Raw genomic sequence first — 13,146 nt, 5'->3', positions numbered from 1 at the left:
CTACTCGTCGTCGAGCGTCGCCGCGTCGACCGTCTCCCCCGTCTCGGGGTCGCGCTCGGCGGTCCCCGCGAGGACCTCGCGGACCGTCTCCGCGGCCCTCTCGACGGGTGCGTCGAACGACGCGGCCTCCAGCCGACCGAGCGCCAACTCGGCGCCGGTGCCGAGCGCGATGGGCGACTCCGCGAGCCGGCTCCCGTCCGCGCGCACCGCGGCCACGCGCGCCGCCCCTTCGTCGTCGCGGGCGGCCACGACGAGGTCGGCGTCCGCGGCGGCCGCGACCTCCGCGGCCAGCCGTCCGAGCGGCTCGATCCCCGGCGTGTAACCGCGCTCGGTGCGGTACTCCTCGACGGCGACCGCCAGTCGGTCGCGCACCCGGTCGACGTCCCCGGACGCGACTCCGAGCAGCCAGCCGTCGAACGAGAAGACGCGCCGCCGGTCGCGGCTCCGGACGCGCCCGTCGCGGGTCGCCAGCCGGTCCGCCGCGACGACGGCACCCCCGGCCGCCCGAACCGCGATCACTGTCGGCATGCGTCACCGTACGGCACGCGGGGGCAAAACGGCGGCGGCGGGGAGAGCCCCGTCCGGTCGGGCGGGAAGTTGTCGGAGGACGCCGCGTTCACCGATCCTACGACTCGGCGGCGCTGGCCTCGCGGGAGCCGTCGAACTTGAACTCGAAGCGGGCGCCCCCGTCGTGGCCGGTGAGCGCGCGAACGTCCCAGCCGTGGGCCTCCGCGATGTGCCGCGTGATGGCGAGGCCGAGCCCGGTTCCGGACTCGTCGCTCGAGTACCCCGTTTCGAACACTTTCTCGCGCTCGCTCTCGGGGATGCCCGGGCCGTCGTCCTCGACGTAGAACCCGGTCCCGTCGCCGCCCCGGTACTCGACGGGCCCCACCCGGACCGTGGGGGCGGCTTCGACGGCGTCGACGCTCGGTCGGGTGGCAGGCCCGCTGGCGTCAGCGTCTCCACCTCCACCCCCACCGTCGCCGGCGGTGGAGCCGTGTTCGACGGCGTTGCGGAACAGGTTCTCCAGCAGCTCCGTTGCCCTGTCGGGGTCGACGTTCAGGGTCCGGTCCTCCTCGACGACGAGCTCCGCGTCCTCGGTCGAGACGTTCCCCCACGCGCGCTCCGCGAGCGCGCGCAGCGAGGCCTCCCGCCGCTCGCCGACGACCTCGCCCTTCCGCGCGAGCGACAGCAGGTCCTCGACGAGGTGATCCATCCGGTCGAGCGCGCCGTCCACGCGGTCGAAGTGCTCCTTCTCTCCGGTCTCGCGGGCGAGCTCGAGGTAGCCGGTCGCCACCGAGAGGGGGTTCCTGAGGTCGTGCGAAACGATGGAGGCGAACTGATCGAGCCGCTCGTTCTGCCGCTCGAGGCGCTGTTCGTACTCGCGGCGCTCGGTCACGTCGGTGTAGATGGCGTAGCCGGAGATGTTCTCGGCGTCGAGCTGGACGGGGATCACGTGGATCAGGAAGTACCGGTCGCCGTCGGCGGTCCGCCGCCGCACCTCCTCGCGGACGTTCTGTCCCCGGCGGAGCTGGTCGTTGAGCCGGTCGGCGGTCTCCCTCACGGCCGTCTCGTCGGGGAGGATGTAGTCGTCGATGCTCTCGTCGACGACGGTACCGGCGCCCCAACCGAACACCTCCTCGAAGGCGGGGTTGACCTGTCTGACGACCGGTTCGTCGTCGACGTACTCGTAGGCGACGGCCGCGTCGGGGATGTTCTCGAACAGCGCCGAGAAGCGGTCGCGCTCCCGGCGGAGCCGCTCGTGAGCCTCGATGCGCGTCAGCGTCTCCGCGGCGTGAGTGGCCAGAAGCTCCGCGAGCTCGAGGTCGCGCTCGTCGAAGGCGTCGCGCTCGGTGGAGACGGCCTGGAAGACGCCGTGGTCGCCCATCGGGACGCTGATCCCCGACCGGTACTCCGGCTTGGCGGGGTCGGCGTCCTCGTCGGCGGCCACGTCCTGGACGAGCCGCGACTCGCCGGTCCGGATCGTGAGCCCCGCGAGCGTCGAGCCGTCGATCGGCATCCGGTCGCGAACGTCGTCCGGCTTCGATCCCTCCGACAGCGCCGCGGCGTGGAGGTACTCGCCCTCCGCACGGAGCGTGCTGCTGCGGTCCAGGTCGAGCACGCGCTGGGCGATCTCGACGGTCTTCGCGAAGACGGCGTCGGTCGAGCGGAGCCCCGTCAGCTCCGTCACGCCCTCGTGGAGGTCGGTCACGCGTCGGCGGCTCGACCGGAGCTCGGTCTCGGACTCGATCCGCGCGAGCGTGTTCTCCGCGTACGACAGCAGCAGCCGGAGCAGCTCGAGGTCGCGCTCGTCGAACGCGTTCGCCTCGTCGGAGGCCGCCTGGAACACGCCGCGGTCGCCGAACGGGACGCTCAGCGCCGAGCGCATCTCCGTCCATCGTGGGTCGGCCGCCTCGACGTCGCTCACGTCGTCGATGATCTGCGGCTCCCCGGTTCGGTACGTCTCGCCGAGGACGCCGAACTCGACGTCGAATCGCTCCTGCCACGCGTGACTGGGGGCGGCGGGGACGAACTCGTCGCCCTCCGCGATCCCGATGTAACAGAAATCGTACCCGAGGAGGTCGCGAGCGATCCGCGCGACCGACTCGTAAACCGCCTCCTCGTCCGAGACGCCGACCAGCTCCGCGGTCCCCTCGTGGAGTCGTTCCAGCCGCGACCGGGAGTCGTCGGAGTCGTCGTCGACCGTCGAAACCGGCGTCGCGGCCGCCGCGGAGGCGTTGAGTGCCGCACCACGGACCACGTGCGGGAGCGCGTCGAGGTCGTCGACGCGTGTCGCGACGACCTCGTCCGCGTCCACGCCGTATCCGACGATCGGGGTCGCGGGGCGCGCGTCCGCGAGCACGTCGCGGGCGGACCTGTCGGTCACGACGATGGTGTCCGCCTCGATCAGGGGGTCGAACCGCTCGGCGATCGTTGCGGGGGACCGATGGTTGACCGATCCCACCGACGACAGCCGCTCCACCAGCGGCGCGGGCGGCTCCTCGCCGACGACGAGCAGCCGTGTCGCTTCAGTCACGTCTCACTCTCCTGTTTGTTTTACCATGGCGATCAGGGGTGATAACCCTATCGCCATTCTGCCTGAATATTTCGACGCGATCGGACCACGGGGACGCCACGGGGATCGGTCCGACGTGGCCGACTGCCGCGCTGCCGTCGCGCCGCTGCCGGTCACGCCGCGGTCGGCCCGGAACCCTTTTGCACGAACACGGGCCACAGTCGGGTAATGAGCGATCTCGAAGCGGAGTACCGCCTCGACTACTTCGAAGAGGAGGGGTTCCACCGACGGGAGTGCGACTCGTGTGGGGTACACTTCTGGACCCGCGACGCCGACCGCGAGGTGTGCGGGGAGCCGCCCTGTGCGGACTACAGCTTCATCGACGACCCGGGGTTCCCCGAGTCGTACACGTTAGAGGAGATGCGCGAGGCGTTCCTCTCCTTCTTCGACGACCACGACCACGAGCGGATCGACCCGTACCCGGTCGCCGCGAACCGCTGGCGGGACGACGTGCTCCTGACGCAAGCGTCGATCTACGACTTCCAGCCGCTCGTCACCTCCGGACAGACACCGCCGCCGGCGAACCCGCTGGCGATCTCCCAGCCCTGTATCCGGATGCAGGACATCGACAACGTGGGAAAGACCGGCCGACACACGATGGCCTTCGAGATGATGGCCCACCACGCGTTCAACGTCCGCGAGGACGCCGACGCGGAGTACGCCTACGAGGGCGAGGTGTACTGGAAGGACGAGACGGTCGAGTACTGCGACGAGTTCTTCGAGCACCTCGGGGCCGACCTCGAGGAGATCACCTACATCGAGGACCCGTGGGTCGGCGGCGGTAACGCCGGCCCCGCCATCGAGGTCATCTACAAGGGCGCCGAGCTGGCCACGCTCGTGTTCATGTGCATGGAGCAGGATCCCGACGGCGACTACGAGATGAAGGACGGGAACACCTACTCGTTCATGGACACGTACATCGTCGACACCGGCTACGGGCTGGAGCGGTGGACGTGGATGAGCCAGGGAACCCCGACGGTCTACGAGGCGATCTACCCCGACGCCATCGACTTCCTGAAGGAGAACGCCGGCATCGACTACACCGACGAGCAGCAGACGATCGTCAACCGCGCCGCGAAGCTCTCGGGTCGGCTCGACATCGACGACGTGGACGACGTGGAGGCCGCCCGCGGCGACATCGCCGAGAAGCTCGGCGTCGACGTGGCGGAGCTCCGCGAACTGGTGGAGCCGCTCGAGGACATCTACGCCATCGCCGACCACTCGCGGACGCTCGCGTACATGCTCGGCGACGGCATCGTCCCCTCGAACGTGGGGACGGGCTACCTCGCTCGGATGGTGCTCCGCCGGATGAAGCGGCTCGTGGACAACGTCGGCGTCGACGCGCCGCTGGACGAACTCGTGGACATGCAGGCCGAGCGCCTCGGCTACGAGAACCGCGACACGATCCGCGACATCGTCCGCACCGAGGAGCGCAAGTACCGCAAGACGCTCGAGCGCGGCTCCCGGAAGGTCGAACAGCTCGCGGACGAGTACGCCGGCACCGGCGAACCGATCCCGACCGAGAAGCTGCTGGAGCTGTACGACTCCCACGGCATCCAGCCCGACATGGTCGCGGAGATCGCCGCGGAGCGCGACGCCGAGGTCGCGGTCCCGGACGACTTCTACTCGCTCGTGGCGGACAGACACGAGGGCGTCGACGACGCCGACGAGGACGACCGCGACGAGCGGTTCGCCGACCTCCCGCCGACGGAGAAGTTGTTCTACGACGACCAGGAGCGCACGGAGTTCGAGGCGGTCGTCCTCGACGTCTTCGAGCGCGAGGACGGCTACGACGTGGTGTTAGACCAGACGATGTTCTACCCGGAGGGCGGCGGCCAGCCCGCCGACCGCGGCACCCTCACCGCCGGCGAGACGACCGTCGAGGTCGAGGACGTCCAGGAGGTCGACGACGTGGTGCTCCACCGCACCGACGCCGACCCCGGGACGGGCGAGTTCGTCCGGGGGCAGGTCGACGGCGAGCGCCGCACGGCGCTGATGCAGCACCACACCGCCACCCACCTGATCGGCCACGCGGCCCGCGAGGTGCTCGGGGACCACGTCCGGCAGGCGGGCGCCCAGAAGGGGACCGACTCCGCACGCCTCGACGTGCGCCACTACGAGCGCATCACTCGCGAGGAGGTCAAGGAGATCGAGCGCGTCGCCAACCGCCTCGTCGCCGAGAACGTCGCGGTCCGTCAGGAGTGGCCCCACCGCCACGAGGCCGAGGCCGAGCACGGCTTCGACCTGTATCAGGGGGGGATCCCCCCGGGAACCAACGTCCGACTGATCCACGTCGGCGACGCCGACGTGCAGGCCTGCGCCGGCACGCACGTCGGGCGCACCGGCGACATCGGCGCGGTGAAGGTGCTGAAGACGGAGCCCGTTCAGGACGGCGTCGAGCGCATCGTCTTCGCGGCCGGCGACGCGGCGGTCCGCGCGACCCAGCGCACCGAGGACGCGCTGTACGACGCCGCGGACGTGCTCGACGTGGACCCGCAGGACGTGCCCGAGACCGCCGAGCGCTTCTTCGAGGAGTGGAAGGCGCGGGGCAAGGAGATCGAGCGGCTCACCGAGGAACTCGCCGAGGCCCGCGCCGGCGGCGGCGCCGACGCCGAGGAGGTCGACGTCGACGGGACGCCCGCGGTGGTCCAGCGGCTCGACGGCGACGCCGACGAGATCCGCGCGACCGCGAACGCGCTGCGCGAGGAGGGGAAGATCGCGGTCGTCGGCTCCGGCGCCGACGGCTCCGCGCAGTTCGTCGTCGGCGTGCCCGAGGGGTCGGACCTCAACGCCGGCGAGGTCGTGGGGCAACTCGCCGCCCGCGTCGGCGGCGGCGGTGGCGGCCCGCCGGACTTCGCACAGGGCGGCGGTCCCGACGTCGAGGCCCTCGACGAGACGCTCGAGGAGGCGCCCGAGATCCTGCGGCAGGCGCTGGCGTGAGCGGCGGCCGCTGCTGATAGACGACCGGCTCCGCTGGCGGGACTTTCCGTCTCTCGCGGAGCGTTCTGTCGGCGGCGGGGTTTTTCCGCCCCTCGTGGACGGGTTCCGTCACTCGCGAGCTATCGGGCGGGGCAGAGAAGGTCGGCGGCGCGGTCGGGCGTCAGTCGGCGCAGGTCGCTTCTTCGGAGTCGGCGGTGAACTCCTGGGCGGGCTCGGTGAGCTGGTAGAGGTTCTGTCGGGCGTCGGCGAAGTAGACGTCCTCGTCGACGACGTCGATTCCCTCCAGCCGTTCGAGCGCGTAGCGGACCGTGCGCGCGGACAGCATCGATTCCTGGACGATCCCTTTCTGGGTCAACGGTCCGTTGTACTCCAGTACCTTGAAGACGAGCTTCGCGCTCGGGGGGAGGTCGTCGAGACTCTCCTGTTCGGTTCCAGCCATCGTTACGATTCGAAACGGTACACACCCATAAAGGTTGATGGAAGCCCCCCGGATCACCCCCCGTTTATCGGCTTTATTCCGCTGTTCTCGGCGTGTTGCGGCAATATCATCCCACAACTGCGCCCGTAAACTGACCGGTCAGTCAGGTTCGCGGCTCGCGCGCGCCCCGTCCAGTCGCGGCCGCGGTTCGCGGCCGGAACGAACCGCTTTTCACGAGCGCAGGCGGACGGGACGTATGAGCAACGACTCGGGAATCACGGGCCACGCCCGCGGCGTGGTCGTGACGACGGTCGCCTGCCTCGCCGGCATCGCGGCGGCGCTGGCCTCGGCGATGTACGTCGGCACGACGGCGGCGGCCGCCGGATCGACGACCGCGCTCGTCGTCCTCGCGGCCTTCGTCATCGTCCAGTTCCCCGTCCTGAAGGGCCTCGGCGTCGCCGTCGAGGAGTTCGGCGTAAAGGACAACCTCTACGTGACGTTCATGACGTTCACGCTCTGGTTCATCAGCTACACCATCCTCCTCGTGGGGAGCGTCTCGCTGTAACCATGGCGGACGACAGCATCGCCGTGGTCGATTTGGACCGCTGCCAGCCCGACCGCTGCAACTACGAGTGTGCCAACTTCTGTCCGCCCAACCGGACGGGCAAGGAATGTATCACCCAGCGCGGGGAGGACGCGGTCGACGGCGACCCCGACCAGATCCGCATCTCCGAGGAGATCTGTCTGGGCGAGACCTGCGGCATCTGCGTCGAGAAATGTCCGTTCGACGCCATCGAGATCATCAACCTCCCCTCCGAGCTGGAGGAGGACCCGGTCCACCGCTACGGCGAGAACGCCTTCTCGCTGTACGGCCTGCCGTACCCCGAGCCGGGCACCGTGACCGGTATCCTCGGACCGAACGGAATCGGGAAGTCGACCGCGGTCCACGCGCTCGCGGGCGAGATGACGCCGAACCTCGGCGACCACGATGACGAGCCCGAGTGGGAGGCGGTGCTCGACCGCTTCCGCGGCACGGAGCTCCAGAACTACCTCGGCAAGCTCGTCGAGGGCGAGGTGACCGTCGCGCGCAAGCCGCAGTACGTCGACCAGATCCCCAAGCAGTTCGACGGCAACACCCGCGAGCTGTTGGAGCGCACCGACGAGCGCGGCGCGCTCGAGGACCTGATCGACCGGCTCTCGATCCGGCCCGTGATGGACCAGCCCATCGACTCCATCTCGGGCGGGGAGCTCCAGCGCGTCGCCATCGCGGCGTGTCTGGCCCGCGACGCCGACTTCTACTTCCTCGACGAGATCACCCCCTACCTCGACATCGGTCAGCGGATGACCGCCGCGCGGCTGATCGCCGAGTTGGCGGAGGACGAGGCGGCCGACCGCTCGATGCTCGTCGTCGAGCACGACCTCGCGATCCTCGACATGCTCGCGGACACGCTCCACGTCGCCTACGGTGAGCCGGGCGCGTACGGCGTGATCACGGACTCGAAGTCCGTCCGCAACGGCATCAACGAGTACCTGAAGGGCTACCTCGACAACGAGAACATGCGGATCCGGCCGAACGCGATCACCTTCGAGGAGCACGCACCGCGCGTCTCCTCGAAGGGGATGCCGCTGGTCGACTACCCCGACCTGCACAAGTCCTACGGCGAGGGGGAGTTCTCCCTCGACGTGGAGGCCGGCACCATCTACGAGTCCGAGGTGCTCGGCGTCGTCGGGCCGAACGGCATCGGGAAGTCGACGCTCGCGAAGATGTTCGCGGGCTCCGTCGAGCCGGACGAGGGCGACCTCGACTTCGAGCTGGACATCGCCTACAAGCCCCAGTACGTCGAGATCGACCAGCCGATGCGCGTCGACGCGTTCCTCTCCTCGATCACCGACGAATTCGGCAGCTCCTACTGGAACACGGAGGTCGCCCAGCCGCTCCAGCTCGAGCGGATCATGGAGCAGAACCTCACGGACCTGTCGGGCGGGGAGCGCCAGCGCGTCGCCATCGCGGCGTGTCTCTCCGAGGACGCGGATCTCTACGTGATGGACGAGCCCTCCGCGCACCTCGACGTGGAACAGCGCGTGCAGGCCACCTCGGCCATCCGGCGCTACGCCGAGAACCACGACGCGACCGTGCTCGTCATCGACCACGACATCTACATGATCGACCTGCTGGCCGACCGCCTGATGGTGTTCGACGGCGAGCCGGCCCACCACGGGCACGCCAAGCCCCCGCAGGAGATGCGCGCGGGCATGAACGACTTCCTCGCGGACCTGGACATCACCTTCCGGCGCGACGAGCGGACCGGCCGCCCGCGGATCAACAAGCCGGACTCCCAGAAGGACCGCCAGCAGAAGCGCGAGGGCGAGTACTACTACTCCGTCTGACCGTCGGTCGTCGGCGACGAGCGCGGCCGGGGTCGTGACGACCCCTCGTCAGTCGTCGGCGGGGACCGGCTCTCGCTCGCCGTCGATCCGACCGTCGCTAAAAACGCTTTCGAGCCCCACTCCGAGCGTCTCGTCCGTCCGCGCGGTCGACTCCGCGGCGTCGACGTCGGTCGCCATCGCGCGGACGGCGTCGACGTTCTCCGGCACCACGTCGGCCTCCTGGTGGACGTTCTGGAACAGGTACAGGTCCCGTCCCGCCACGTTTATCGACTCGCCCCAGACGCAGTTCTCCCAGAGGTCGCCGCGCGGGCGCCCGGCGTCCAGCGCGTAGTCCTTCAGCCGTCCGGCGCCGTCGATGGCGGCCGTCTCGGGGATGACGAACACGCGGGACTCCTCGGCCAGCAGCTCGCGGACGGCCTCGGGGTCGGGCGCATCCTCGAGCGTGACGTTGACGCTGTGGGTGTGCATCTGGGTCGTCGGCGCCTTCAGCGCGGCCGTGTCGACGGTGAGGTCGGGCAGCACCGTCGACACGTCGGGACCGTGGTGGGAGGGGATCCCCACCGGGTCCGGGACCACGTCGTTGATCGGGCCGCGCGAGGTCTCGCCCGGGTCGCCGCCGCGCCGGACGAGCGTGACCCGCGCCTTCTCGACCCCGAACCGCTCCTCGAGGGGCGCGAGGAGCCGCGAGAGCCCGGTCGTGTTACAGGAGACGACGCGGACGTAGTCGGCGTCGCGAGCGTCCTCGAAGTTCGCCCGGGAGTTGAACGAGACCTCGGCCACGTCCGCGTCCTCACCGCCCTGGAACACCGCGGGCGTGTCGCGGGCCTCGTAGAGCTCCCGGTTCTCCGCGCCGATGCCGGCCGGACAGCAGTCCACGACCACGTCGCTGGCGTCCACGAGGTCGGCCACCCCACCGGCGAGGTCCACGCCCGCGGCCGCGAAGGCGTCCGCGCGGTCGGGGACCGCGGCGTAGAGGTCGTAGCCGCGGCGGACGGCCGCCTCCGCCTCGTAGTTGGGGCTCGTCTTGGCGACGCCGACCAGTTCCATGTCGGGCTGGGCCGCGACCGCGTCCGCGACGCGCTTCCCGATGGTGCCGTACCCGTTGACGCCGACGCGTATCATACCCGAGTCTCCTCGTGTGCGGGTATAATCGTTTCGAAGGGCTCAAAAAGAAATTAACTACGCCACGAGTAACTGGTGAGTTAATTCGCGTGACGAGAGCGTGTAACTCCGTTTCGAAACGGAGTAATCTCGGCGGTGGAACGCCCCGCAGGGGGTTCACGATCGGAGCGACGGTTCGTGGGGCAGCCAACCAGGGTGCCCGGAGGAGGGCCGGAGGAACGGATCGGACGGCCGCGATGGCAAGGCCTAACGCCCGGTCGGCCGAACTCGGGTCCATGACCGACGAGGCAATCGCGGCGGCGGCCCGCACCGCCATCGAGCAGTGTCTGGACCTCGGTGCCGAGGAGTCGGCCGTGGTCGTCACCGACGAGAAGCGCCGCGCCATCGGCGAGGCGCTCTACGAGGCCGCGAGCGCGGTGACCGACGACGCCTCCATCGTCCGCTATCCGCCGGGCGAACAGCACGGCGCGGAGCCGCCGGAACCGGTCGCGGCGGCGATGGCGGCCGCGGACGTCTTCCTCGCGCCGACGACGAAGAGCCTGAGCCACACCCGCGCCCGCGGCGACGCCTGCGCGGCGGGCGCCCGCGGCGCCACGCTCCCGGGGATCACCGAGGAGGTGTTCCTGACGGGGCTGGACGCCGACTACGCCGCCATCGCCGCGCACTGCGACGACGTGCTCGATCAGGTCGCGGACGCCGAGGCGGTCCGCGTCACCACGCCCGCGGGCACGGACGTCACCTTCGAGCCGGGCGACCGCGAGTGGCTCGCGGACACCGGGATGGTCCACGACCCCGGCGACTTCTCGAACCTCCCCGCCGGCGAGGTGTTCGTCTCGCCGGAGACTGCGAACGGCACCTACGTCGTCGACGGGACGATGATGCCCCACGGGCTGCTCGCGGAGGGGGAAGAGCTCACCTTCGCGGTCGAGGACGGCTACGTCACCGACATCTCGGACGACGACGTGCGCGAGCAGGTCGAGGCCGGCGCGGAGGCGGTCGGCCGCGACGCGTACAACCTCGCGGAACTCGGCATCGGCACGAACGTCGGCGTCACCGACCTCGTCGGCTCCGTGCTGCTCGACGAGAAGGCCGCGGGCACGGTCCACATCGCCATCGGCGACGACGCCGGCATCGGCGGCGACACCGACGCGCCGCTCCACCTCGACGGCATCCTCCGCGAGCCGACCGTCTACGCGGACGGCGAGCCGGTCGAGCTTCCCTCGCCCTGATAAGGAGACGCCGTTTGGGACCGGACCGGTCGGGGATTTTCCGTCGGCTCTTTGTACGATATTTCCGTGTCTGTTGCAGATCCTGCTGATCTGGACAGCAACACCCAGAAAGCTCCAGCCGGCCCTCGCTACTGATCTGGATCTAGTTCCGATCCTGCTGATCTGGACAGCAACACCCAGAAAGCCCCAGCCGGCTCGACCGGCCGCGACACGCTCTGCGCTCCTCGCTCTCAGGCTGGCGAGACAAACTGCATCTCGCCGCTCTCCAGCGTGCAGTGGCGCGCTGGAGACACCGCGCGCTGCGGTGCTTGAGGCGTCGGGGCCGGATCGAGCCGACTGCCCCTTTCAGTCCCACCCACCGCGACCGCTCCGCACCGCCACCGCCCCGCAGCCTCGCACCTCCCCAGCCTCGGCGGCGGCGCGGCCGCGAAACCGCAGCGCGGGACAAACCGCGTCCCGCTGGCCTCCAGCGTGCAGTAGCGCGCTGGAGACACCGCAAGGCGGCCGCGCCGCCGCCTCCCTCGCGCGGTCGCGGCGACACGCGTTGCGGTCGCCGCGGCGCGCGCCGACCGCACAGCACCGCAGCCGCACCGCGGCCAGACGAACGTTTTTCTCGGAGCCCGCAGAACTCCCGCCGTGAGTGCAGTCTGATCGGTCTGGCCCCGGCGCGGCGCCTCGCCGGCTGTCCAACGTCCGGCGTGCGCGACTCCGACGCGCGCGAGGTCGCCAGCGCGCTACCGCATGCAGGCTGCTCGGAAATCTTCGATTTCCGGTGGAACCCGACCGCGGCCGGAGCACCGCGGCCGCGGGCGGCTGAGGCCGGGGAGGCGTGAGGCCACACTTGCCTCGACAGCCGAGGTAGCGACTCACCGAGCAACCGGCTTCGATGACCAACTCCACGAACCGGCCCTGGCGGACTGAAAGGGCGAGGCCGGTCGCGGGCGCTCAGACGACCCCTATCGGCGCCGGGCGTGGCGGAGAGGCGCCGATATGTCGCTGAGCGCCCGCGAGCGGTCGAGGGCTTTCTGGGTGTTGGCGGCAAGCGCAGCAGAACGCTCGACTGATACAGAAAAAGCGTAGAGCGAGCGGCGAGGGATTTCTGGGTGTGGGCGGCAAGGACAGCAGGACGCTCGATCACGCAAAACCCGGCGTCCCGCGAACATTCACCGAATTGCGTTCACTCGGATCCATCCATTCACCGATCCACCTCGCAAGCCACTCCGTACCGCACGCAGATGGACAAACGCGGCTTTTTACGCCCGCGTCGGCTACGCCCGCCAATGAGCGATCACGAATCCGGCGACCGTGTCGGTCTCGCCTGTCCCTCCTGTTCGGACGGCGCCGAGACGGTCCACGAGGTGCTGAAGCCCGGCGGGCAGGCGACCGTCCGCTGCACGGAGTGCGGCCACACGCACAAGGCCGAGATCCCCGAGGAGGAGACCGCGGAGCTGAAGGTCGTCGTCTCGCAGGACGGCGAGTCGTTCACCACCCGGATGGAGGTCCCGGCGGACACCTACGCCGAGGAGGGCGAGGAGTTCGTCGTCGACTCGCCGGACGCGCTGATGCAGGTGCGGGTCACCGGCATCGAGACCGCGCCCGAGACGCGCGTCGAGGAGGCCGACGTCGAGGAGATCGAGACGCTGTGGACGCGCGCGGTCGACAACGTGACGGTGAAGGTGTCGATGCACCCGAACGACGGCAACCGCGACCACACGGAGTCGTTCTCGATCAGCGTCCCCGGCGACTACGAGTTCACCGTCGGCGAGGTCGCGGAGTTCGGCGACCGGAAGTTCACGGTCGAGGGGGTCCAGATCCGCGAGAACGCGCCCAAGTACCGCTTCGACAAGCTCGACCACGAGGGCGACATGGCGTACGCGAAGGACGTGAAGCGGCTGTACGTGCGCGACGAGACGTCGACCGCGTGGTCCGCGTGGTAGGGGGCTTCGTTCGACGCCCGGCTGTGGGGTCCCGCG

At 69.9% G+C, this 13,146-nt stretch carries 9 protein-coding genes; 5 read left to right on the top strand and 4 right to left on the bottom strand.

Annotated elements, in window-relative coordinates; translation table 11 throughout:
* Together ACZ432_RS08830 and ACZ432_RS08825 are read right to left on the bottom strand one after the other, a co-directional pair.
* Complete coding sequence (locus ACZ432_RS08830; RefSeq protein ID WP_426962652.1) at positions 1-528, bottom strand: hypothetical protein; 528 nt, start codon at positions 526-528, stop codon at positions 1-3.
* 97 nt (positions 529-625) lie between these two features.
* Positions 626-3,037: a GAF domain-containing protein gene (locus ACZ432_RS08825; protein WP_426962653.1), complete on the bottom strand. Its 2,412-nt coding sequence runs from the start codon at positions 3,035-3,037 to the stop codon at positions 626-628.
* 207 nt (positions 3,038-3,244) lie between these two features.
* Between ACZ432_RS08825 and alaS the strand changes: the two genes are divergently transcribed.
* On the top strand, positions 3,245-6,016 hold the full coding sequence (gene alaS, locus ACZ432_RS08820) for an alanine--tRNA ligase (protein ID WP_426962654.1): 2,772 nt from the start codon (positions 3,245-3,247) through the stop codon (positions 6,014-6,016).
* Positions 6,017-6,176: 160 nt separating this feature from the next.
* Here the strand turns inward: alaS and ACZ432_RS08815 are convergent, their stop codons facing one another.
* Positions 6,177-6,455: a MarR family transcriptional regulator gene (locus ACZ432_RS08815; protein WP_058367355.1), complete on the bottom strand. Its 279-nt coding sequence runs from the start codon at positions 6,453-6,455 to the stop codon at positions 6,177-6,179.
* Positions 6,456-6,690: 235 nt separating this feature from the next.
* Between ACZ432_RS08815 and ACZ432_RS08810 the strand changes: the two genes are divergently transcribed.
* Both ACZ432_RS08810 and ACZ432_RS08805 read left to right on the top strand, forming a co-directional pair.
* Positions 6,691-6,999: an EMC6-like membrane protein gene (locus ACZ432_RS08810; protein ID WP_426962655.1), complete on the top strand. Its 309-nt coding sequence runs from the start codon at positions 6,691-6,693 to the stop codon at positions 6,997-6,999.
* A gap of 2 nt (positions 7,000-7,001) precedes the next feature.
* A complete protein-coding gene (locus tag ACZ432_RS08805; RefSeq protein WP_426962656.1) occupies positions 7,002-8,822 on the top strand; it encodes a ribosome biogenesis/translation initiation ATPase RLI in 1,821 nt (606 codons plus the stop codon).
* A gap of 48 nt (positions 8,823-8,870) precedes the next feature.
* Here ACZ432_RS08805 and ACZ432_RS08800 read toward each other — a convergent pair whose 3' ends face one another.
* On the bottom strand, positions 8,871-9,944 hold the full coding sequence (locus ACZ432_RS08800) for a type II glyceraldehyde-3-phosphate dehydrogenase (RefSeq protein ID WP_426962657.1): 1,074 nt from the start codon (positions 9,942-9,944) through the stop codon (positions 8,871-8,873).
* Positions 9,945-10,219: 275 nt separating this feature from the next.
* Between ACZ432_RS08800 and ACZ432_RS08795 the strand changes: the two genes are divergently transcribed.
* On the top strand, positions 10,220-11,173 hold the full coding sequence (locus ACZ432_RS08795) for an aminopeptidase (protein ID WP_426962658.1): 954 nt from the start codon (positions 10,220-10,222) through the stop codon (positions 11,171-11,173).
* Between the two features lie 1,280 nt (positions 11,174-12,453).
* The gene (locus ACZ432_RS08790; RefSeq protein ID WP_426962659.1) at positions 12,454-13,110 is read left to right on the top strand and encodes an HVO_0476 family zinc finger protein; all 657 of its coding nucleotides are present in this window, start codon (positions 12,454-12,456) and stop codon (positions 13,108-13,110) included.
* The last annotated feature ends 36 nt before the right edge of the window (positions 13,111-13,146 follow it).

The organism is Haloparvum alkalitolerans (assembly GCF_055381565.1).
This window is presented reverse-complemented; position numbering and strand designations above follow the sequence as displayed.

Excerpts from the sequence above, each read along its gene's own strand:
- ACZ432_RS08830 (WP_426962652.1), bottom strand. The coding sequence starts at position 528 with ATGCCGACAGTGATCGCGGTTCGGGCGGCCGGGGGTGCCGTCGTCGCG.
- ACZ432_RS08795 (WP_426962658.1), top strand. The coding sequence starts at position 10,220 with ATGACCGACGAGGCAATCGCGGCGGCGGCCCGCACCGCCATCGAGCAG.
- ACZ432_RS08800 (WP_426962657.1), bottom strand. The coding sequence starts at position 9,944 with ATGATACGCGTCGGCGTCAACGGGTACGGCACCATCGGGAAGCGCGTC.
- alaS (WP_426962654.1), top strand. The coding sequence starts at position 3,245 with ATGAGCGATCTCGAAGCGGAGTACCGCCTCGACTACTTCGAAGAGGAG.
- ACZ432_RS08805 (WP_426962656.1), top strand. The coding sequence starts at position 7,002 with ATGGCGGACGACAGCATCGCCGTGGTCGATTTGGACCGCTGCCAGCCC.
- ACZ432_RS08810 (WP_426962655.1), top strand. The coding sequence starts at position 6,691 with ATGAGCAACGACTCGGGAATCACGGGCCACGCCCGCGGCGTGGTCGTG.
- ACZ432_RS08790 (WP_426962659.1), top strand. The coding sequence starts at position 12,454 with ATGAGCGATCACGAATCCGGCGACCGTGTCGGTCTCGCCTGTCCCTCC.
- ACZ432_RS08815 (WP_058367355.1), bottom strand. The coding sequence starts at position 6,455 with ATGGCTGGAACCGAACAGGAGAGTCTCGACGACCTCCCCCCGAGCGCG.